The sequence below is a fragment of the Halostagnicola sp. A56 genome, assembly GCF_000691505.1.
Classification (GTDB): Archaea; Halobacteriota; Halobacteria; order Halobacteriales; family Natrialbaceae; genus Halostagnicola.
Window position 1 is genome coordinate 24,887 of record NZ_JMIP02000026.1, and the last position, 21,624, is coordinate 46,510.

Annotated in this window: 19 protein-coding genes and 9 pseudogenes; 14 read left to right on the plus strand and 14 right to left on the minus strand. The window is 46.6% G+C overall.

Annotated elements, in window-relative coordinates; all coding sequences use genetic code 11:
* Window positions 1-112 precede the first annotated feature (112 nt).
* Together EL22_RS18840 and EL22_RS16780 are read left to right on the plus strand one after the other, a co-directional pair.
* A pseudogene (locus EL22_RS18840) lies at window positions 113-551 on the plus strand (transposase); the annotation flags it as partial.
* 122 nt (window positions 552-673) lie between these two features.
* A complete protein-coding gene (locus EL22_RS16780) occupies window positions 674-1,192 on the plus strand; it encodes a helix-turn-helix domain-containing protein (protein WP_231588017.1) in 519 nt (172 codons plus the stop codon).
* Window positions 1,193-1,639: 447 nt separating this feature from the next.
* Here the strand turns inward: EL22_RS16780 and EL22_RS15430 are convergent.
* A pseudogene (locus tag EL22_RS15430) lies at window positions 1,640-2,041 on the minus strand (type II restriction endonuclease subunit M); the annotation flags it as partial.
* 1 nt (window position 2,042) lies between these two features.
* Window positions 2,043-2,213 (minus strand): annotated as a pseudogene (locus tag EL22_RS16785) (IS5/IS1182 family transposase); the annotation flags it as partial.
* Between the two features lie 807 nt (window positions 2,214-3,020).
* On the opposite strand from EL22_RS16785, the gene EL22_RS17695 reads away from it, so the two are divergent.
* Window positions 3,021-3,512 (plus strand): hypothetical protein, encoded by a 492-nt coding sequence (locus EL22_RS17695; protein WP_197075966.1) that lies wholly within the window; start codon window positions 3,021-3,023, stop codon window positions 3,510-3,512.
* A 47-nt stretch (window positions 3,513-3,559) separates the two neighbouring features.
* Here EL22_RS17695 and EL22_RS17700 read toward each other — a convergent pair whose 3' ends face one another.
* Window positions 3,560-3,919: a hypothetical protein gene (locus EL22_RS17700; protein WP_156184238.1), complete on the minus strand. Its 360-nt coding sequence runs from the start codon at window positions 3,917-3,919 to the stop codon at window positions 3,560-3,562.
* Window positions 3,920-5,106: 1,187 nt separating this feature from the next.
* Entirely contained in the window at window positions 5,107-5,511 is a 405-nt protein-coding gene (locus EL22_RS15440) for a hypothetical protein (protein ID WP_156184239.1), read from the minus strand.
* Window positions 5,512-6,246: 735 nt separating this feature from the next.
* On the opposite strand from EL22_RS15440, the gene EL22_RS15445 reads away from it, so the two are divergent.
* Window positions 6,247-6,585, plus strand: a complete 339-nt coding sequence (locus EL22_RS15445) for a hypothetical protein (RefSeq protein WP_050052307.1) — start codon at window positions 6,247-6,249, stop codon at window positions 6,583-6,585.
* 737 nt (window positions 6,586-7,322) lie between these two features.
* Here EL22_RS15445 and EL22_RS15450 read toward each other — a convergent pair.
* A complete protein-coding gene (locus EL22_RS15450; RefSeq protein ID WP_050052308.1) occupies window positions 7,323-7,838 on the minus strand; it encodes an ABC transporter substrate-binding protein in 516 nt (171 codons plus the stop codon).
* Between the two features lie 365 nt (window positions 7,839-8,203).
* Window positions 8,204-8,524: a hypothetical protein gene (locus EL22_RS16795; protein ID WP_197075968.1), complete on the minus strand. Its 321-nt coding sequence runs from the start codon at window positions 8,522-8,524 to the stop codon at window positions 8,204-8,206.
* 94 nt (window positions 8,525-8,618) lie between these two features.
* Between EL22_RS16795 and EL22_RS19505 the strand changes: the two genes are divergently transcribed.
* From EL22_RS19505 to EL22_RS19510, 3 genes and pseudogenes are all read left to right on the plus strand, one after another.
* Window positions 8,619-8,951: a universal stress protein gene (locus EL22_RS19505; protein ID WP_082146870.1), complete on the plus strand. Its 333-nt coding sequence runs from the start codon at window positions 8,619-8,621 to the stop codon at window positions 8,949-8,951.
* Between the two features lie 474 nt (window positions 8,952-9,425).
* A pseudogene (locus EL22_RS19205) lies at window positions 9,426-9,518 on the plus strand (hypothetical protein); the annotation flags it as partial.
* 267 nt (window positions 9,519-9,785) lie between these two features.
* Window positions 9,786-9,983, plus strand: coding sequence for a helix-turn-helix domain-containing protein (locus EL22_RS19510; RefSeq protein ID WP_156184240.1), 198 nt, complete (start codon window positions 9,786-9,788; stop codon window positions 9,981-9,983).
* Between the two features lie 254 nt (window positions 9,984-10,237).
* Here EL22_RS19510 and EL22_RS17715 read toward each other — a convergent pair.
* Window positions 10,238-10,384 (minus strand): annotated as a pseudogene (locus EL22_RS17715) (IS1595 family transposase); the annotation flags it as partial.
* Between the two features lie 601 nt (window positions 10,385-10,985).
* Between EL22_RS17715 and EL22_RS15470 the strand changes: the two are divergent.
* The 3 genes and pseudogenes from EL22_RS15470 to EL22_RS16815 all read left to right on the plus strand — a co-directional run.
* A complete protein-coding gene (locus tag EL22_RS15470; protein ID WP_050052312.1) occupies window positions 10,986-11,198 on the plus strand; it encodes a hypothetical protein in 213 nt (70 codons plus the stop codon).
* Between the two features lie 647 nt (window positions 11,199-11,845).
* Entirely contained in the window at window positions 11,846-12,088 is a 243-nt protein-coding gene (locus EL22_RS18845) for a 2-oxoacid:acceptor oxidoreductase family protein (RefSeq protein ID WP_050052313.1), read from the plus strand.
* A gap of 649 nt (window positions 12,089-12,737) precedes the next feature.
* Window positions 12,738-13,548: pseudogene (locus tag EL22_RS16815) on the plus strand (IS630 family transposase); the annotation flags it as partial.
* Window positions 13,549-13,650: 102 nt separating this feature from the next.
* Here EL22_RS16815 and EL22_RS19515 read toward each other — a convergent pair.
* The 4 genes and pseudogenes from EL22_RS19515 to EL22_RS18855 form a co-directional block, all read right to left on the minus strand.
* Window positions 13,651-14,046, minus strand: coding sequence for a DUF4350 domain-containing protein (locus EL22_RS19515; RefSeq protein WP_394298913.1), 396 nt, complete (start codon window positions 14,044-14,046; stop codon window positions 13,651-13,653).
* Between the two features lie 1,132 nt (window positions 14,047-15,178).
* Entirely contained in the window at window positions 15,179-15,595 is a 417-nt protein-coding gene (locus EL22_RS16820; protein ID WP_082146872.1) for an IclR family transcriptional regulator C-terminal domain-containing protein, read from the minus strand.
* On the minus strand, window positions 15,492-15,776 hold the full coding sequence (locus EL22_RS18850) for a winged helix-turn-helix domain-containing protein (RefSeq protein WP_082146885.1): 285 nt from the start codon (window positions 15,774-15,776) through the stop codon (window positions 15,492-15,494). Before EL22_RS18850 ends, EL22_RS16820 begins: the two co-directional genes overlap by 104 nt.
* A 439-nt stretch (window positions 15,777-16,215) precedes the next feature.
* A pseudogene (locus EL22_RS18855) lies at window positions 16,216-16,362 on the minus strand (PadR family transcriptional regulator); the annotation flags it as partial.
* Between the two features lie 48 nt (window positions 16,363-16,410).
* On the opposite strand from EL22_RS18855, the gene EL22_RS18860 reads away from it, so the two are divergent.
* Both EL22_RS18860 and hisE read left to right on the plus strand, forming a co-directional pair.
* Window positions 16,411-16,794: a site-specific integrase gene (locus EL22_RS18860; RefSeq protein WP_255349684.1), complete on the plus strand. Its 384-nt coding sequence runs from the start codon at window positions 16,411-16,413 to the stop codon at window positions 16,792-16,794.
* A 256-nt stretch (window positions 16,795-17,050) separates the two neighbouring features.
* On the plus strand, window positions 17,051-17,290 hold the full coding sequence (gene hisE, locus EL22_RS15490; RefSeq protein WP_050052315.1) for a phosphoribosyl-ATP diphosphatase: 240 nt from the start codon (window positions 17,051-17,053) through the stop codon (window positions 17,288-17,290).
* Between the two features lie 91 nt (window positions 17,291-17,381).
* Here hisE and EL22_RS17730 read toward each other — a convergent pair whose 3' ends face one another.
* From EL22_RS17730 to EL22_RS16840, 3 genes and pseudogenes are all read right to left on the minus strand, one after another.
* Complete coding sequence (locus EL22_RS17730) at window positions 17,382-17,996, minus strand: hypothetical protein (RefSeq protein ID WP_156184242.1); 615 nt, start codon at window positions 17,994-17,996, stop codon at window positions 17,382-17,384.
* Window positions 17,997-18,133: 137 nt separating this feature from the next.
* Window positions 18,134-18,464: pseudogene (locus tag EL22_RS18865) on the minus strand (IS6 family transposase); the annotation flags it as partial.
* Between the two features lie 477 nt (window positions 18,465-18,941).
* Window positions 18,942-19,109 (minus strand): annotated as a pseudogene (locus EL22_RS16840) (transcription initiation factor IIB 3); the annotation flags it as partial.
* A gap of 206 nt (window positions 19,110-19,315) precedes the next feature.
* Between EL22_RS16840 and EL22_RS19520 the strand changes: the two are divergent.
* Window positions 19,316-19,690, plus strand: a complete 375-nt coding sequence (locus tag EL22_RS19520; RefSeq protein WP_394298914.1) for a PGF-CTERM sorting domain-containing protein — start codon at window positions 19,316-19,318, stop codon at window positions 19,688-19,690.
* 547 nt (window positions 19,691-20,237) lie between these two features.
* Window positions 20,238-20,720: a PIN domain-containing protein gene (locus EL22_RS15505; protein WP_231588018.1), complete on the plus strand. Its 483-nt coding sequence runs from the start codon at window positions 20,238-20,240 to the stop codon at window positions 20,718-20,720.
* The last annotated feature ends 904 nt before the right edge of the window (window positions 20,721-21,624 follow it).

Consider the following 21,624-nt stretch of genomic DNA (forward strand, 5'->3'; position numbering starts at 1 on the left):
AGAGAATCTTGATGCTGGAGATATTGTAGATCTCGACACTGAAACGCGATTCGTTGGCCTCAGTGGACCAATTCGACTATATGTACAAGTCGACTGCCCGAAAACTGTTTAAGTTGAGCCGCGTGCCGCTGGTTTCCGTGCGGCATGCGGTGATCTATCAAATTGTTTGGCAAACGCGACCGGGCGTATCTGTTGGTCACGATCACCGAAAACGGTAATTACTTTCATCCCGATTTAAAGAGTACGTGGCTGTCGAGCACGTAATCGCTTCGTTCATAAATTATTCTATGTATTTGAGAACGAATTGACCATTGTACTGGATAGAGCGCCATATTTTCGGACTTCAACCGTCACCGACCTGGCGGCCCGTGACAATCTCGCCTTTGCGACGTTACCTGAGTATTCGTTGGAGCTTAATCCAGCCGAAGAGTGCTGGGGACAGTTGCAATCACCTCTCAGTAATCGGTTCTTTGACTTCTCGACGAGTTAATAACAGCGATTGATACTGTTCTCGGTCAGCTTTCGATCCTAAAGTGGGTAATCACTTCTAATATCTATCATTGACACAAATCCGGCGAATACACAGCGCGCAGAAGAGTTCCTCCCCGAAGACAAAGGGGATCGCAACCGCCAGTTCTGGGATATGTATATACCCCTATTGTGATTATATAATATGGTCAATAATACGTCTTCCGGCCGTCAACTCAAAACTCTCAAGACTGCTTTTGAACTGATTGACATTATCCAGCAGCAAAACGGTATGTCGATTGAATCTCTTGCAAAAGAGATGGACTTAGCACAAAGTACTGTTCATGGATATGTGAAAACTCTCACGAACAATGGATACCTCGTCTATGAGGACGGGAAGTACCACATTGGATTGGAATTTTTGAATAAAGGTGGTTATGCTAGGATGAGAAAACCGGAGTATGATTTGATCATATCGAAATTGGAGGGATTAGCAGAACAGACTGGCGAACGCGTCCAATTTATTGTTGAAGAAAATGGGAGAGGTTACTATCTTCACACATCTATCGGACAAAATGCTGTCCAGGTAGATGCACATATTGGGAAGGTAGTCCATACAAGCGCAAAGTATATAATTGTAAAAGCAATGCTACCGGCAATATTAAACTCTCTATTGTTGTCGTCTTGCATTTTAATCCATAGGTATACGGATGGATGCAAGTAGCAAACTACCCAAAGATTTAAGTAGTTGCGTCCCCAATAATAAGTTGTACTTTTGCTTATTGTTGGGGTGCGTTTCCCTGCAATTTATCTAAACCGCATAGAGTAATCAATCCGTTGTGTCAAAATACCTATACTTACTTATACGTGCCCCAGTTACTTAAATCTTCCGCAACTTTTATTAGTTACTTCTTTAAGTAGATGTAACCAATTCTAGTTACATATTTCACTTTCACCATGGTTGCATCCATATAAGTCACTCATAAGTTATGGCATATATATAGTTGGCCCCATTAATATTCTGGCTCAGTTGGAATTAGAGTCAAATATTGCCGGTAGTATCTCCTTCTGAATGTCGATGGAGCGATGACCCGGCGAGCGCTGGACAGTATTCATCAGTAAAGCTGGACCCACTGATGAACGGAAACCAGGCGTAGCGCTAATTCAGTAGTTATTCCATCGGCCCTACATCCCTAAGATGAGCGTATTTTTCAGCAACCTTTTCGAAGTACGCTTCTGTCATAATTCGAGGATTCGACACCCGATGAAAGTCATCAAGAACGAACTGCATTTCCTCCTCATCCAGCCCATATGCGTGGAACACAGCTGCATCGACTTCGGCTTGTAGTTCACGCCGAGTCTCCATATCCGTCGCCGGCTCAATTCCGCCGAGTCGCTCACGCATCTCAGCAAACTCCTCACCATAACAGTTGAGCTTCGCCGCTCGATCAGCGATGTAGTGGAACCAGTCGTCGCCGTCAGTGAGACGAGGAGCCTGTGACTCCTCAAACTTGTACTTCGAGGCGTGGGAATCGACCTTTGTCCGCATCAAGAAATCGAATGGGATACTGTTGTGTACGATACGTTGTGTTCTTCCGAACCTTGAGACAGAGGAGAACGATGTGCTGATGGAGCGTATAGCGTTGTTTCGAGAATTTCGAGGAATATTGAGCAACAGCACGTTGGGCTAACTGAAATGCTTCCTCGACAAACCGGAGCAGTCGTAACTTCGGCAGAGTTTGCATTCGGTCATACTACTGGCCAAGCGTGTATCTTCTCAAGGATTTCAACAGAGCCGCTTGTTCATATATCTTCAGTCACTTACCGTTTCTACGTGGCGAAATGTGATGCTTGGAGCAAACCAAACTTTTCGACCACCGTTGTTATGGAGTCCTATCGGGCTGTTTGAGCACTTCGAGTATTTCGATTGTAGTATCACCGTTCACCTCGGGCCATTGGCGTGTATCTCCATGCTTTATACGCGTTTCAAAAAATCTCGTAAAACAGTTTCGACTAACTCGAAGCGATCTATACGAGTGGTGATTTATACTATCGGTGTACTGCAGGTCAGATGGTCAACACAATTTAGATCTTCGTCTCCAAAGAATTAACTTATTACTACTTGTCCTCACAGACATGAAAAACAGACTACTATTCGGTGGCCTGGGAACCATCCAGGTACTAGTAGGATGTGTATTCGTATGGGCGAGTCGAGGACATATTATTGGGTTTTTCGGTCTAATCACTCTCGGCTCGTTGCTTGTGAGTGGCATACTGAAAATCTGCTTCAGCTTTGTCTCTGAGAACGTTATAAACGCGCAACGAACGATTGGCGGATCGTTCCTTCTCGAGGGGATATTTTTCGGTACTGGCTATCAGTTTCTAGTCGAAATTGGAACGTACGAGTCTCGGCTGTTGGGATACGTCTTGGCTGCACTCTCTGCATCGACATTGATAGCGATCGGAATCGGAGTACTTCGTGACCGGATGGCGTTCCAGGGATTCTTCCCAGAACAAAGCTCCATAATCATCCCGTCAAGACGACGCCCAATTTGACTTCCTTTGCGGAAAACGCGACTAAATATACACAAGCTCGGGCACCAGGGATCCATAGCATTGCAAGTCATGCAAGTATTTTTTCGGGGCATCACGTAGAAGAACACAAATTGTTCGAGCATGAAGCTAAATTGAACGAAGATAGAAGCATTTGGTCGCAGCTAGCACGCGAGTATGGGTATTCTACTGGACTGTTTTCCCCGAACGTCGTTGTTACCAAGGCATCAAACCTGGCAAATCATTTTCATTACACTGTCGGCCCGAAGCGCTTCACTTACCCAGAATCAGGTCTTACATTACAGGATTTTGAAGAAGAAGTGTCAACATCAAAATTCATCAAGAAGGCTCTCAATCACCAAGAACCAGTTCAATCTTTGCTCAATGGCATTCAGTATAAATTGGCAAAGATAGGTTCACAAGGATTGATCAATCTCACAGTTCGGTGCCTATTGATACGTGATCTCACTCAATCTCTGTTTGTTGATTGACGCTCTATGGGCTCAGTAAATTTCATAGAACAACGCTCCTACAGAAATCATTCTACGTTTATAGTAAATTGCTCTTCGATAGAGATACTATCTCCGTATTCTACGGTGACTCCGAGTTCACGTTTCTTGGACATTGCATCTATTGGGGGGCGAACAATCCAGTCTGTTTCAGCGACGTTTTGTGAATCAGATGCACCCAAAACCGCTGGGCCTGCTGCGATATTGTTGAAAGTTGCCGTAGCAGGTTCGGATTCCCAGCCATTAGGTGAGTTAAAAGTAACATAAGCACGATCGATGGCAGTTGGGGAATAATTGGCAAATCTCAACGTTTGAGAGATTTCCTCACCTGGAGCAATTGTTTCCCCGTTCTTACTGAGTGATACTACTGCGAAGGGCCTATTTATCACAGTTGATCATCCTTACTCTGCTGGAAGTGAAGTCGTTGACGATGCGGGATTTGTCGTAGAAGCAACGACGGACGCTGTCGCGAACGCACTTATAAGAGCACTAGAGGGAGAACGCCCGCAAGTAAACCCAGTTCAACGAGCGCAAAAGTATAATTGGGACAAAATTGCATTACAGACAGAACAATACTTTAAACAGGTTATAGCAGATTAATAACCCATGTTTGGGAACTAACTATAATATCAGTTATTTAACTACAGAAAAATGTCTTTTGAATGAATGGAGGATAATCGACGTGAAAGCCATGAATATTCCTGCCAATCCGAAGAACGAAGCTAGCAGTGCTAAACCGAGTGAAAACGTTCCAGTAGTTACGTAGTTTGTCACTGTCCAGTATCCGAATCCGAGTCCGATCAAAGAACTCGTGGGGTTTGCGGGAAATCTCCGCGCGCCTGAACCAAGGTCACCGGAGCGCCTGCCCGGACTGGCGTGGCGCCGCCAGGTGACACGCCACAGCCCGGCGGCTCGAGGTGGCCGACTGAAGGCGCGTCGGAGAAGACTGGAGGGAGGTGGGCGGAGTATGTACGCCGTAGCACTCGGAAGGGCCCGCCGAGACTCGCCCGTGAGACGTCCGCAGCGGTGCCCGCAGCGCCGCGAGCGGAGCGAGCAACGCTGCGGGCGACGCGAGGAGCGTCGCAATAAGACTCGAGACGGGAGAATTTGTCCAATTCGACCAAGCGGGCCACCCGAGGAAACGGCGTACGCGCACGACCGAGGGTCCGCCCGTCGATAGCAGACCGGATTAGCTACTCGGCGCTCGAGGTGAGCGACTCGACGTACTGCTCTCAGGATCGCGCACGGACGGCGTCGCCGAGCGTGCGCTTGATCGTCGAGAAGACGGTCTCACAACGGTTTATTATCACTCCCGTAAGCCCGGAAAATCAGGGCTATTTGGGGGTCGATCTTCGACTTCTTATAAGATATCTGGTGAGTGTTTTGCAGATAAGAGTTTCGCCGGTTCTGTACCGTTTCAAAATCGGAAATGGCCGTAAATTCGGTAGGAAGGTTCGACCGTATTATCGACAGAATAGACGAAAATCAATTCGAGGCGAGAATCCTAATGGCCGGATAATCTCGAGGTAGAGCCGATATAGCTGTAGAATAAAATGAGTGAAAAACGGATTCGCATTCATGAACTGAACGAAAATAAATTCCCACGAGATGTACGGTTCCAATCCTTTATTATCTCCTTCTGATTAGAGGGAATCACCACGATGAAGTCGACATATATCAGTTCGGAAGAACAGGGGGAACGGGACGAAGAGAACTTCCCGATTACCAGTTTTTCGACCGTGATACCCGCGATAAACGCAAATACGATTCCGGCAATGATGCTCGGGACTAATCCGATACCGATCCCAATCAATCCGACGACCACGAACCCAGATACGCTAGCGAACTCTCCCTGCGCAAAGTTCGGGACGTCAAGGGTACCGAAGATCAACGAGAGACCGACGGCAACTAGCGCGAGAATGCTTCCGAATATCAATCCGTTACTGACGATAAACACAATTTGATCGATCGCGATCGCCATTTCAAGCACCTCCCAGGTATTTTTCAATCACTTCGTCATTCGAAGCCATCTCTGACGCTTTCCCACGGTGAACGATCGTTCCGTCCTCGATGAGACATCCCGAATCGGCCAGTTCTAACGCTTCCTTCGCTCGTTGCTCGACGAGAACGACTGAGATGCCTTTCTCGTTGATCTCTCGGATCTTGGCGAATAGTTCCGGGATAAGCTTCGGAGCAAGTCCGAGTGACGGCTCATCGAGCAGGAGGACTCGCGGTAGCAGTTGATAGTATTGCTTGTTGGTTCAGAAGATTCCGTGAAAACTCCGATAAGTACAGGCCGAGTAATCAACACACAAAACATATATTTGAGAGTAGGTGAAAACGCGAGATCGTGAACGGGAACCCAGTCATCTTCCGCCTTAATCTGATAATCGCGCTTTTGATTAGCAACCTCATAGTGATGCTTATCTTTTTTCTCCCTCTGGAATTGCTAACTCTCGGAGGAATTTTGCTTGCCGCCCTACTTCCAGTAGCGGGTCTGATACTCCTGCTTCGTATTCGACATCGGTAAATGCGCATCTGTAATTGCCGAGCCAGGAATTGCAGTTTCTCATCCAGTTCTCAATAGGGAAGCCGTATCACCGACCACTATCAGAGGAAACGTCGAGAGTCACAGTGAACGTTCTGCTATCGAGCCAACACCGGATTTCCCGACAATTCTGCATCGCTCGATACTATTGTGACTACACCAACTTTGATGCAAGGAGTTAACCTATCTGCAGAGAAGATATTTTTAGTCAGCGCAAACCGTGGCTCGGATGAACTGACAGATTTTGAATTTAACAATTTGATTGGACGAGTCGGTAGGCTAGACACGAAACTATATGGAGCAATATACTGCATCGAGGCTGAAGGGAAGGAATGGGCTGACGAGAAATTAAAAAATAATGAGAAGAAGGAAATCGAATCCGCGACAAGTAAAGCGACGAAGGATTCAAAAAAGCTTGTCAAAACACTCAGAAAAACGGATATAAGCCAGGAGGAGGACAGTGCAGTCAGGTACACGCCTTCGGCAAAGATTTGCCGGAGGTCTTGAGGGATACTCTTCTCGCGACTGACAGCAGCTACCAACTCGTTGTTGGTCATTTTTTCTATGTTTAACTCGAATCTCTCTGCTCGTTTTCGAACTTGATCAATCTCGCTGAACGTGCACTCGTAGGAAAGAATCTTGTCTTCAGAGTTGAGCACGCCAAACCCAGCCGAGATGATACACCAATCGATGGTGGCTACCTCTGAAAGTTGATCTACGGCAGATTGAATATGCTCATGCTCACGCCTCGTGTACATCTTAGCAGCAGAGGCAACAGAATCAGGGAACTTTCGATCAATGTTTCCCTTGAGTCTTCGTCGACCCGTTTGTAGTCCGCTATTGGATCGTATCGCTTGCTTCCAGAGCACGGAGATTAGCGACGAACGATCTAGAACTGACTCGAGCGACTTGACATCGACGGGTCGTTTGAGCAGGTTGTAACTGACACCCACATCTCTATAAGAAAGTGGAAACTATAAGAAGACTAATGAGAATTCCAAAGAAAGTTCGCACAAATCTCCTGAAAAAGTTAAGTTAGATGAGACAGCGCTCGTCCAGCAGTATCGTGACGAGATCTATGACGCCAAGTACTCAGTCCCGAACTGCCGAAATTGTTCAAAGAGACAGATTAGAGCTATCAAAAACCCGCTTACAGCCGTCAAATCTGATACAGAGATCCAAGAAACTTTCCCGAAGAGATCAAAAATGGTGGTCAGAAATGGACGCCAAAGTAGTCTGGTTGGTCAACCAAGAAATTCATAGTCGGCGTCACGAAGAATTTGGCTTGCTTCGTCGGTCTGTTGTGTATCTACGCCGTAGTCATCGAACGAATCAGAGATCTCACTGATCCACCGCTCCTGATCGTCAGATGCGATTCCTACAGGAATTGGAGGAACTTGCTTGAGCGTGTCGCCGACGTTTTTAACGATAGCTTCTCGATTAAGAACGTGCGCAATCGCCTGACGGACGGCTCTGTCCCCTGCATGTTCGTGATCATGTTGCGGAATGAGGCTGTACCCCGTTTTTCCCGGGATTGTCTCCATCTGGATGTGATCTGGGAAGTCATCAACGACGTTCGGTGGAGCAAACACTGAATAAACTGAATCGAGTTCGTTAGCTCCGATCGAGTTGTGGACAGCCGTATTGCCGTCGAGATATCGGAACGCGATCTTATCGAAGTTGATGTTATCGGAGTCGGGATGCTCATCTCGTTTCTCGAGAAGAATTTGCTGATTCCCCCGGTTTGCAATGAAATTCATATCTACGTTTGTTATAAGCGTCGGTTTTTTCTTATTTCCTATTACAGTAAACGGTCAAACAACAACTCCACTTGACGCCTCAGTTAGTTATATCACTGCGAATTTTCCTTTCCTCGTGGAGTTATTCATTCTCGGACTGCTGCTGGTAACAGGGATTATGACATTAGTTGCTGAGCTTTATCATCAGAACAGGATTCCGAAGTATTTAGAGCTATTTAAGAAATTTGATCTTGAGTTTTGGAGCACATCTCCTATTTTCACAATTTTACGTTTTATCTCTATACCAATCGGGTTCTTGATATTCCTAGGGATTGGACCGGACTGGTTTCTATCCCCAGATACAGCTGGACTCTTATGGGGTAGTATTATGCCCCTTCAATTTCAGTCGCTAATGGTGGTGTCTGGAGAATTTTATTCAGCACTGCGACCTCCTGCTGGTCCTCGATGTTGGGGAAAATTCGAGCTTCAGGAGAATACTCTTTGAGGATTCGTGCTGGAATTTCTAGAGCTACATCGTCAATTGACCGAAGAACATTAACGGAAGTCTGATGAAAGATTCCGTGGACAGTATCAGTGCTTCCCTCTGTTCGGAGTGTAACGATACCGAAGTTATACCTAGTGTCTATATCGGAGAATATACCGCGATTTTCAAATCCAATGATATTCTGAATCTCAGACTCTTCCAAGGCATGTACTCGCAAATCCTTCCCAGCGGCGGCATTGAAGAACGGACCAGGAAGCAGCTGTGAAACATAACCACCGTCTAAAACATCAGAAGAGATTCAGGTAACCTTACTAAATGTCCAAGAAAAGCTTGAAAAATCCGATGGAGAAGGACATGCAACTTCTGAAGATTGGTACGATGAATCAGACTTACCATTAAGTGTTGAAAAATTAAAAGGTTTTTTCAATGATACAAATATAGCTGTAGAGACGCAACGAAAACATGCAGATCCCGCAGAAGCCATCATTAATGTTTCTGAGGAAATTGGCGCGGATAGGATCATTATGTCCGGTCGTAAGCGAACACCAACAGGAAAAGTATTATTTGGGAGTGTTTCTCAATCAGTCTTACTAAACTCCAGCATTCCAGTCACATTAATAATGGAGTGATCAATAGATTTTATTTTATTACTCATATCCAACTTGTTTATACGATTATAACAGTAGTCCCTTAAACAGAGATATGACATTCCACACTATTTTATCAAATAATGATTTAAAATTGATGTATTTTTAAACAAAGTAGTTATAAAAATATACCTCTGATTAAAATTCATATATACAACATAAATACCTAATATTTATGTACCTATCGAATGATCGGTAGCATGTGATGCACAACATTGGGAGTCGTTCTACTACCACATCAACACACGAGTGGCTGAGCTATGGTGAGATTGTTTCCACCGATACTCGGTCCGAGAAGTGCGCTCGTTGTAGGCGTATTAACACTTTTCAAAATCAGGCTCAATCATTCGAATAAACACGATCTCCAATTCACAAGAGATGTCCTCTAATACACCGTCAACAGATGTCGAAAGCACCGTCTCTCAATTCAACGACGAAGCGGACGTCACGTCAGCDGAAATGCAACCAATCGAAGGACAGAGTCCCGCTCCGATCAACATGCCGTCAGGCTGTGCCTATCACCCGCGCTGTCCGCTCGCGACTGAGGAGTTAATAGCATAAAATCCGTTTGCATTTGTAGAATATCAGCTACAGAATTTCGATTGTATTCAGGTAATCCTTTAATATCTTCTCACTACCCATCTCAATGGCTTTAGAGAGATGGCGGATGAGATTACGATAGTATGAATGTAATAACCTGCGGACTTGTGCATCATTGTATTCGAGATTTCCGAACATAAAATTCTTATTTTTACTTAATATATAGGGTTGAGAAGGAGCATATCTATATACTTCCGGGGGATTGAACTAGATAATATGGACGATACCGACACACCAAAACGAACTGTGAAAACAGCTGAAACTCTATTCGAAATCATCGAATATCTCTATGACAAAGAAGAAGCAAGTGTCACAGATATATCAAATGAGTTTGGCTTCGCTCGAAGTACTTCGCATGATTACTTGGTAACATTGGACAAAATGGGGTTTTCCGTACCGAGAAGCAAGTTTTGAAATAATGAGCAGGTTGATCCCAATCGAATCAATCACAACGGGAGCGCCCGTGGCTTTGAGGTGGCTCTGAATTGATCGAAGTTTCGAGATCTTACTGGTCTTATTCTCTGTGAGGTCTTGCTGGAGCGTCACTCGAAAGCTTTCCTCCAATGGCTCAGAGATCCGCGACAAGCGGCCCGATCCAAAGAGAACGACCTCCTGGCCGTGTTCTAACATACCAGTTCTTCACATTGGGTCAGGAAAAACGTTTTCGCTCATCCCAATACATTGTAACATACCTGTTTCTCGAACCAGTCGTCCGGTGAGTTGAGCTTCAGTCCGAGGAAGTTGAGATATCCTTGAAGATGATGTTTCAAGACGCCTCTGAACTTCGCCAGCCACCGGCGAAGGAAGCTGTAGCGTATGGAACCGATAACGATACTGGATACGATTATCGTCAGTTGAAGTGGTATATTTACCGTTCCATCATCGAGAACACCTACACTGGTGGCGAGAATGAGTAAGAAAACGAAAACGAAGAAAAACAACAACGAACTCACTATCCAGCGCCAGAGATTACCCCACGGAATTTTCCCGAGATAATCATTCATAGTTGAACTAGTAAATAGAGACACATAAGCTACACGGCAGTAAATACGCGCACGCATCGCCGTTCAGTATCGGTGTTCAGGCGCATTTGAAAGCAACTTCTTCAGATGTATTTTAGCGTGAGAGACACGCCCACTACAGATGCGACTGGATGTCCAATCAGATATGATGACTGAGACGATCGAGGTAGTCGATTTTCCAGCGGCAGAACAGGAATTTCACAACTACATCGAACAAGTAGAGAGCGGTGGCTTTAGCCTATTCTGAGATTCACAGGGTCTTCTAAAACTCTTCACGGCAGACTGAATATCACTCGAGACCGTTGTCAGTAGTTGGTGATTCGTATCCATTATCAGAGAATCATCGCGAAAGACCACCGGGGCATTTTTACTCCAGTAATACATGTAATACAGTATGGCGACCGTCAGTCTTCGAGTTCCGGACGACTTAAAGAAAGAGATGGACGAACACGGCGAAATCAACTGGAGCGCCGTCATCAGGTCCAACATCGAAGAGGAGATCGAGCAGTTAGAAGCGCGCAACACCGGTCACGCGGTAGCGACGAGCGAACGGTTATCTGCGATGCGAACTGCCCTCTTTTCCGCAAAGTCCTTTCTCGCGGCGTAAATCAGATTTTTACTGTCCTTGCCGTAGGTCTCGATGATTTTTGGGAGTGATTCTGTTTTGTTCCCTTTGAAATCACTATAATTCAGATTCCCGGGTTCCGCAACCTCGATAGTCTCTTGATTCCCAGATGGACTGTGCACTACCAATTCCAACTTACGATCTCTCGATGTTTTTTGACTTATAAACCGGATTGTAGTCTTGAGCTGGAGAATTGGTGTGAATGCTGTCGTGACTTCTCCAACCTCTCTACCAGTAAGCGATTGAAGCGTACTTGCTGGGTTATCTAAGTAGGGTCCCGCAGCCACGATCTGCGTTCCAGATAGTCGAATCAGGCCGAATATATGGTCGTTCCATTACGTTTTCACTGTCGTTTCGGCGCTCTTCGATGCGGGTGGCGGATTGGAAAACTCTTTTTGCATTTGGTGACTGAACGTCCACTCTACTAATAGATTACGCGAATTTGGTTTTCGAACGGGAGATATCACACACTTTTGGTGAACGTTCCGAACAAACATGAGAGACCCGACCGTCTAAAGTGGATGGTTGTTCATTCTTCACGATAGATGCATGGCAATCTATAGCAAAGTCTTTAGGGAGGTACGGCCGAAGAATTACGTACTGCTGGCCCACCGGCCACTGACCTTACTATGAGCGATGACGAACTCATCTGGCGAATCGCAGGGGGTTCCGGGGATGGAATCGACTCGACGAGCCAGAACTTTGCAAAAGCGCTGATGCGCGCAGGGTTGCACGTATTCACCACCCGTCTCCGGACGGTGGACGAAGTGAATTGCCGGACCAGAAAGGCGAGGGTGCGATCCATCGAGATCGAGATCTTGGAGATCAAGTCCACGAACCGCGCCCGTACGCGCGCCCGTTTCCCAGAGTAGCAACAGGATAAGGTGATTGTTCGTACCTGGTTGGGAGCCCTCGAGGTACTCCAGGATAGAAATTGCTCGATCCGGTTCCAGCGTCGAATCCGAGACGTCCTCGCCGTTTTTCATCGTCGGCAGCGTGACCTGCTCGTACAACTCCGGAGGAACAGCATCGATATTCGACGCAAACCGCAGGAATCGACGCAACGTCGCGAGTTGAGTCTTGAGAGTGACCAGTTTGATCGGTTCTCGATCTTCGCCGTGGCCCTCTCGTCGCCACGACCGATATTTGTAGATATCTCGACCAGATAGGTCAGTCAGGCACAGTTAGTCCATCGATCGAATCGGTGTTCGGTTTTCGACGTTCGTTTTCCCGCGTCCGAACGGTTGCTCCGACACTGATCGGCGTGAGCGTCTATCGCCGCACAGAATCTGATAGATCCCCTCCGACAACTGGAATATCTGTCCTTATATTCTCCGTATCCATCCCTACATCGAGCGAATCTCCACGAAGTCGGTAGGAATATGGTTTTTCTAAATGAGTATGATTTAGTATGTGGGAACCTTGAACGATATCGTGCAATTGTGAAATGGTTTCGAACGAATATGCGAAGTTATGGTGCGTCTGTAACTCTCGGATGTGTCGTTTTTCGCACGGTGGGTGGACGAGTCGCTTGAGCAGGCTTTTACTGATGCTCATCGATCTGGGAGAAAGCGAAAAGCCTCAGAAAAATATCAGTAAGAGTTCGAAGAATTAGTCCACCAATCTCCTGAAGAAACTGGGCTCGACGCGCTGGCATGGACGCCGGCGCTCGTCCAGCAGCATCTCGAGGAGACATACGATGTCGAGTACTCAATCCCAAGCTGCCGGCGGTTGCTCAAAGAAGCGGGATTGAGCTTCCAAAAGCCACGCCGTACAGCCGCCAAATCAGATGCTGAGGACCAAGAAACGTTCCGCGAGGAACTCAAAAAAAGCGGCGGGAAATGGACGCCACAGTAGTCTGTATCGATCAAACCAAGAAATCCGTGCAAGTTGAGCCGCGTGCCGCGTGATTTCCTCGCGGCACGCGACCGTCTGTTGAACTGTCTGGACAACGCGACTGGACGTGTCTCTTAGGCGCGATCACCGAGGACGGTGATCGCTTTTTCGCTCGATTTGAAGAGTACGGGACTGTCGATCACGCAAAACATTTCATTTTCGCGTTATGCAAAGAGTTCGAGAATGGCTTGATTATTGTGTTGGATGGAGCACCGTATTTTCGGGCGTCGGCCGTCACGGACCTGGCGGCCCGTGACGACCTCGCCTTCGTAACATTGCCGGCGTATTCACCGGAGCTCAATCCGGTCGAGGAGTGCTGGAGACAACTCCAAGCGGCACTCAGCAATCGCTTCTTTGACTCATCAACGAACTCACAGCAGCGATTGATACAGCCATTGATCAACTCTCGATCCCTAAAATGAGCAATTATTTCTAACTTCTACTATAGGTGCGCGCGTCAACTTCGACACAGGCACGGAATAGATAGTTTCCCGTGCATCACCCGTGAGCAGGCGTGCACAAACAGCTACACTTCAGATTAGTCTCTGAATCGTAAAGTGATCAACGCGGTTGAGAAACTACATCTACCGTCTAATCGTGCCTCAGCGCCGATTCCGTCAAGTAGCCCATTCGTTGCAGGTTCAAAATTACCGAGGATGATTACGGTCCCACCATCAGCGATAAATCGACGAACTCGTTCTACATCGCTCGGATCATATTCTGTATCGGGAGCGATAATGAACGCAACAGACTCGTTTGGTCCAAACTCATTATATTGTTCCGTGTTACGGAGCAATTCGTGATTAGCCTCCGAATCGCTTATTTCCGCGTTGAATTCACCAGTTCCTTCCCATGAGGGATTGGTTGGGTCAAACGCAGCTGTCGACGTGCTTGCGGCTACAATTACCCCAACAAAGATCGTCAGCAAGAGCATTGCTAAAAGAATATTTGGCCAGTCGAGTCCTCTTTCTGAGCGGAATGGCTTCAGGAGATTCACAATAAATCACTCACGGTATTAATTATTAGTCCGGAGATAGCCTGATTTTCACCCTCTCGATTATTATATATTCTATGAATTGTTTGATTTGTTCAACTCACAGTAGTGTATGATCCCCACAATATATTTTAGATGGCCCCGTGAATTTACCCACAGAATATTAACGCTTCCAACCATAACTCAAAAATAAAAATATCATCTTTATACGACTTTATCTGACTGAATCAGACATATGGCTATATTTTGGGGTGTCAAAGGACCGGAAGATGTAGTTACCGATGAGAAATGCGGTAGTAAACGAAAGCAGATTTTTCGGCGATCTGAAACAGAAATAGTGGATCTATTATATTTTTCCGGGTAGTGACCTCGGTATCGTGAATCAATATCGAGCCGATACTAATTCAGTATCTACTCAATATCAACTGAAAGAGGATTACATCAATACAATAATATATTTGATTGAAACAGGGTTATTTTCACAAGCCAAGGTATTTATGTGAATGCGCACATTTACCAGTGAAAGTGAGAAATCGTGTGGCGAGTACCTGGCTCGAGCGTTAACGAATATAGTTTTGGCTGACGAACAGTCGTTCTTCTCTCGCTAGGATAGAGACATCATAGGAAAATCAATCTAATTCCATCTTTCATTCGCGACGGGTGTAGCTGTGATGGCAGTAGTTGAACACACAAATTTACGAATGTATGGTTGTAAGGAGAGAGCAACATCTCTTTACAGCGATATTGCCGCCGCTACCATTTCCACGGTCGCTGGCCAATTCGGCTATCCCGAATGATACGTCGTCTTATACGAACGGGGCTGAATTACAGCGGTGTGGAAGAACGTAGTCTTAGAATCTGATGAAGAGCAATCATCGGAACCTTTTGCTGAAGCATTTGACGGAAACAAAACCCGATCACACAATTGAGGAGACACAGAAGACAGACGAAAACCGTCTTGTACGGCGTTGTGTTCCGTATCTGCTCGCTTCTTAAACCGCACTAATTAGACGGTGTCCCCTTGACCGATTTTGATTTAGAGAATTATACAAAGGAACCAAGTTGTTGGAATTCAACTTTCCCCATAATCCAACTTAAGCTCAATCTCATTAACTGCACCCAGTAGCAGGTTTGGTATCTCAGAAGCGAAGTATTCATCAGTCAGGCGTTTTGCCGGACCAGCAACCGACACCGCTCCGTGTACCTTGCCATCGAGAATGATTGGTGATCCTACAGCTCTTATTCTTTCATGTGATTCTTTATCATTAAATGCAATTCCCTGGGCCCGAATTTCTTTAAGTCCGGATTCAAGTTCATCTCGGGTTGTAATCGTTTCTGCCGTTACACGAGTAAGGTCAGTCTGATTAATAAGTTCGTCAACTTGATCATCTATCTTTATTATTGTTCCGACAGACAGCGGTCCAGGTTTCTGTATCGAGATCGCCGGCGAGGTAGGCCTCTCCTTGGTCAGTGATAATGTAAACCCCATTCCCGAGATGTTTGAGAAGCCCTTTTTCAGAGAGTTTTCGGCATCTTCGGGCAATGTGCTGGCGAGAGTATCGAATTCGACCTTCGTCCTTCATTTTCTTCGGAGAACCAGAATCGTGCTCGTGGATATACTCCAATATCCGGTCGTCCACAAGCGACATCCAGTCTCCTGAGTAGCGCATGGTCTTATTGATGAGCCAATAGCATCTAAATGTCGTTAATATCTCTCTGGCGTTTTTAAAGAGCAGCAAAACACCGTCGTAACATTGATGTTACGAGAAAATAGATGTGTTTCTACGGAGCTACTACAGAGATTTTCGCTGTCGTTTGTAACCGTCACAGAGAACGTATGCGCCAGATCTTCTCTGTTATAAACTTCCACTTCGTGCGCGAGTTCTTTTGAAAATACGCCTGTACACCCAGCAAGCGCAATAGCCGAGCCTGCTCCACTTGTTATGAGAAGTTCTCGACGAGTCGTGGAGGGTTGCATGCCAAATGATGAATTACTATACTCATATATTGTTTGACATCTCAAACCGCTTTCACTGGATAGTGCCGTTCTCTTGATTGTCTCCGAACGTGCGTGTCTCTCGAATATTGCCGCACAGCCGTAACGGACAGCTACGACCCGTTGGGCCGTGGCGCGTTTTCATACTTAATCATCTTCTCGGGCTTATCGGAAATCGTCTCGTAGATTCGTCGTAACGTCTCCTCGGCCGCGAGGAGATTGTGATCGTCGAGGAATTTACGGCCCTCCTCGGTGAGTCCGAGTTGAACAAACTGATTCAAGCTGGCAGGATTGATGCACAAGGTTGGGTGCGCGAGACTCCGGCAGACAGAGCGAGCTATACGCCCAATGATAAATCGACAGTAAAAAGCCGTAAATCTAAAGAGGATCTACACTACCTCAAGCCTGAGCAAGTTGACACAATGGCTCAAGAATCGGGGAAGCTTCGAGACGAGTTGATTATCAGGCTACTTTTCCAAACAGGCTTGAGAGTGTCTGAGCTTATTGGAATCGAGCTTTCTGACATTGATCAAAATAATCGATCAATCAACGTTCGAGGCAAGGGACGCAAGAACCGAACGGTGTACTATCAGCCTTCTCTGAGTCTGTGGACCATCCACCTTGAACTCTATACCTTGGTTGCTCGACACGAGCTGAATATCGACTCCATCAACTCGTCCCATCGGTTGTAAAACAACTGCGATAACTTCCTCTCCGATTTGGCTAAGTCGCAGGACGCCTTCTTCGGATTCTTTTATCATATATGACTTGTCCTGTAGCGGGAACCAATTCACGGAAAATTTGAATGGCTTATTTTGATAATAAAACCACAATGGGATGCCCGCATATGAAATTGCTAAGCCGAGCAACCCAATGAAGGTGACTGAAATAACGGAGTATTGAATGCCAAACTGGTTCCCCTGGATGTAGTTCCTCATGAAGTGAAAGCTGAGTATAGCGAGGACCCAGCTCACACTTTGGATTTGGCCAGCTCGAGTAACCTCGTTTGACGCCGTGCTGGAGAAACTCGGCGAGGAATCGACCGAACTGGTGTTGGCCGCCAAAGACGACGACCGCGAGGAGATCGCCTCCGAAGCCGCCGATATCGTCTATCACCTGCTGGTTTTGCTCTCGATGAAAGACATGGATCTCACAGAACTCGAGGACGAACTCGAAGCGCGGCGATAGGCTCGTACAGTCCTCGACTCGTCGTGTCCGCCAGGGTAGATGGCGTCTCGGTATTTCCGGACGATATTTCTCGCACAACTTAAAATATTCGTTAAATATTACTTGTAGGAACCACCACAAAACCCATCCTATATGACCCAAAAGGAGCGTTATGCGATCGTTTGAAGACGGCCGGAGCAAGGCCGAGACGACGACACGGCCCTCCGTCCCGGAGTACGAACATTTTCCTGCGGACACCTACTGCGTCGCGTGTGCCGTCGCTGTTTCTCGGGACGACCTGCTGGCATTTCGAGAACTGATCGAGCGCGAAACTGCAACCACCGCCGCAGTCGAACAGTCGACATTTCTCTCTCGAGAGATAGAGATCAACGAACAGAAAGAGAATCAGCTCACCGAGCTTCCCATCAGTGCTGGGATTGTCTGGAAAATCAGATCGCTTCTGAGCTTCTTTTGAAGGCCACTTCCCACTATCCAACATGTCGTTAATTTCTGTCTTTGAAAATACAAATTGAGGGTATTTATTACCAACATACTCGATGAATGGGCCAGTTTCAATTGCGTTGTAACTAGGCTCTACACAATAGACGGAGATTCCGAGTCTGCCTTTCTCCCATTCTGCGCATTTGAAGATGTGCTTGAGGAAAGTCTCCCGATCAATTTGTGTGTGCGCCTTCCACGGATCTTTGGGAGAGTCTGTGTTGCTCATTCTGACAGCTCGATTGTTTGTGCTCTTTCGTAATTTCAATAAGCGTATTGAAGCTATATATTTCACTCTGAATCAACTCCTCGTTCACAGGATGACAACTATTCAATTTTCAGGATTAAGTGCTTAAGCGACATCCATCAGACGGAGAAGGATTGTGGTTGTATGTTGACAGTTAATCGATCGACGTGACTAATACTATTAGTGAACGAATGAGTACGTCATTTTATCTCTCTATACACATGTTTATTGTGTTCCGATTTCCATGGAGTCCGGGTCGAAATTGGAGTCCATCTCGTTACAATGCAGCCGCTAGATGGTGTGCTCGATCAACGAGAACACGGCGTCATCGACGTTGTGTTTCACACGAAGTTCTCACAAAAGCCGTTAGGTCAATGTTGTCGTGGCTGTTGCAAAGAGGTGAATCAGGAATTCGCTCGTTTCGGGATCGACAGCAGCGTACAGCCAGAAATGTGACGTGGCGCGATGCGGCATACGTCGTTGCACTCTCGCGGTTGGTTAACGCCCACACTACTCGCGGTCTCTGGCCATAATTACAGAGGTTCAAAGAGAATATCTGACCCAGTAGAGTCAGGGCGAATCCGACACTCCACTACACAGTCTAATTATCGATTGCACGGCTAGATTTACCAGTCAAGAGTAAGGCCTGTCCAACCATTGTTCTGTAGAAGGTATCCAATCCGAATTTTTATTGTATATTGGGACTATGAATGGATATATGCTCGATTATTACGAGATAGAATCAGACCTCTCCGAGCAAGAGAAGATGATCCAAGAGACTGCGCGAGAGTTCGTCGACGAGCAAGTGCGGCCCAATATTGACGAGCACTGGATCGAAGGTCTAGTCCAATTCACTCAACGACCTGCTCGTTCCTCAAACTGGCTCAACTAGACAGTGCCGAAGAGGTTTTTAAATCAAAAATCTGGGGCGTAAATTGCAGCTGCAGCATATCCAGTTGGTGACTTTCCTGAAAGGAGTCCTTTCTCAGCAGACGTATCGATGATTTCGTTGGCTTTCACCTGGACTTCCTCAGGTAACTCGAGTTCAGAGCAGAATCGGGGGACATATTTTTTCGGATCCACGTTTTGATTTTCGTCCTGAACTGGCCGCCGTTGGTTACCGGTGGACTATACGTCGTCGTGACAGCCGCGACCCTCGTTTATTACAGACACAGATCAGTATATGAATAATCGAACGTCTAGTAGACTCAGAGAGATAATAAGTACAGAGAGCGTATTCAGCACGGGAGAACCAATTGGAAGAAGGGTATGAGTGCTATCTACCACCGAAACAGCCATCGGTGGATACTTTCTATGTACGATATGGTGAGACTCAAATTTGCGTTCGCCGCCGGAATTTTTGCGGTTCTTGGTACAGCAGTCACGCAATTAATACAGCTAACTGTCATCGAATCTACTGTGGCGAACGCAGCTATAGAGGGCCTTTTCGTAGGCGCAGTCGTCTATGTTGGTCTCAAAACGCTCGAACGTGCTGTGGATTCACAGTAGTTAAACTCAGTATCGGATTGTCGCTCCCGTCTTTTCACAGTAAGCAAAAGACCGAGACAGCCGCCTCACTCGAGAACGAACGGGACGGAGCACCTGGCTTCGGCGTTGCTGTCGCACTCGTCGCACTCGTCAGTGCCGCGATGCTCGCACTCCGACGTCAGAACTAACGACCGCTAACTACCGGACTTCGTCCGGCTTTCGCAGCATTTCCACTTTCTTTCGAGCGCTCCACCACACAGCGACAGCGCCCGCGCTGTCTCGAGCGAGATCGTTCTGTGTCGAACTCAACCGATCGACGAGCATCGCTCGTTTATCGAACGTCAACGTGGCGTCCCCGTTCCCATAGATCTATAGGCCATAATCCAATACAGTTATTAACTATTGGGTTGTAGCCTATATAAAACGTCTATAAGTGATTATCGAGAGTTTCGGCTGCTGAGAAAGAGATCGAGTCGTTATCGAAAAGACCGGGGGTGCGCCACGGTCAAGATGGATCGAAAATATAACTTCCTCAATCTCTGATGACTAAAGCGATTTAGATCCCATATAGCCCCGATACGCTGAACCAACCGTTCAGTACGCGAATTCTACCATAGAGACGATGAACTTGAAGGAGTTCTTCAACCAGATGGTTTTATAAGCACGTTCGATAATTTTAAGTTACTATCTATCATTATACCTTGTGTGTCACAGACACACAAATGAAGTGATATCATGGAAGAAGAAGACATAGATAATTCCAGTGAGACAGCAAATGGAGTCGACAAGAACGATTCCATTCAATCACCGGTAACACGCCGATCAATGAAGCTGTTCGTTGATACGAACCTCCTCGTTGCTGCAACACTTGATGAAGATGAGCGTGGCGAGATGGCAACGAAGTTTCTAAATCTGGACCGGGAGTTAGCGACGACAATACTCAATCTGATGGAGTTTCGCACGGTGCTCACAAAGAAGAAACAGCTTGACCAAGAACGAGTTGAGCGACTACTTGACGGCCTCTGGGAACGGATCACTGTATATCGCCACAGCAATGACGATCTCCTCAAATCCTACTCGGTCCAAGAAAACACGCTGTTGTACCCGATGGACTGTCTTCTCCTCACGACAGCCGAAGAAACGGACGGGGTCCTGGTCACCTTCGATTCGGAACTTCAAGAAAACGGTGCGGTATCACCAGCGGAGTTTGTGGACTAATTACTCGCCGTTTGGATACTGCTGGGCAAGCTGTTTCACCTCGTTGTCGCAGTAGTTCCGAAAGAACTGCTCGAACGCGTCGACGAGTTCGGAGTTTCCCGCTTGCGCCATTGATCTCTTGTTCGGTCACCATCGCGTATAAATGGTCGCAAACGACAGTGAAACTGGTCCCATCACCTCATTCGGTCGAGGATCACAGATTCGTACTAGTATCGGTACGTCTCTTCAGCGGTGTCACGACAAACGCTTAACAGTCTATTAGCGCCGATCGGTGGACTATTTCACCAGTTTATCGAAGACTGAAACCGTTTTAATTACCTGCTAGGTGAATTATTCAGTTCAATGAACGTAATAAACGTACGGAACTACTATACGGACATTTCGGATTGATTAACAATAGAGATAGACCAATAACAGATAGCTAAAATCTGAATTACAGAGATACAGCTCAAAAGCCTACGACTGAAGCCGTGGGAGGAACTCGGAACAAGAGAACTCGTTTGGAGGGCAATCTGATGTTGTTCTGCTCGCGATCCAGTCGAAACCACAAACCACAGTTCGGGTAAACTCGTTGTAGTCTTAACTTCCGAAATCCAAAGCTGATAAACTCTATTGCGATATATGAAATTGATGGCCCCGGGGTCAGGATGAGGCGGTACGGTCTAGGTTATCAGAGGGTGCCGTGCCCTTCGTCTCGCATTAGCTTCGCAACTTGCTCGGGATTGTCGAAAGCCGCGAGCAGTGCGAACTCTCGCGCATCCGTCTTTGAAACCTCATTTGTCTCTAGGTGTTCGGCGAGTTCGTTTCGAAACTCGGCTTCTCTATTCGCGACCTTGTCCCGAACGTGGATCTCACTCAGTAATAATAGGACAAAATATGTGTACTGGAGAGCTAGTTGCGTTTG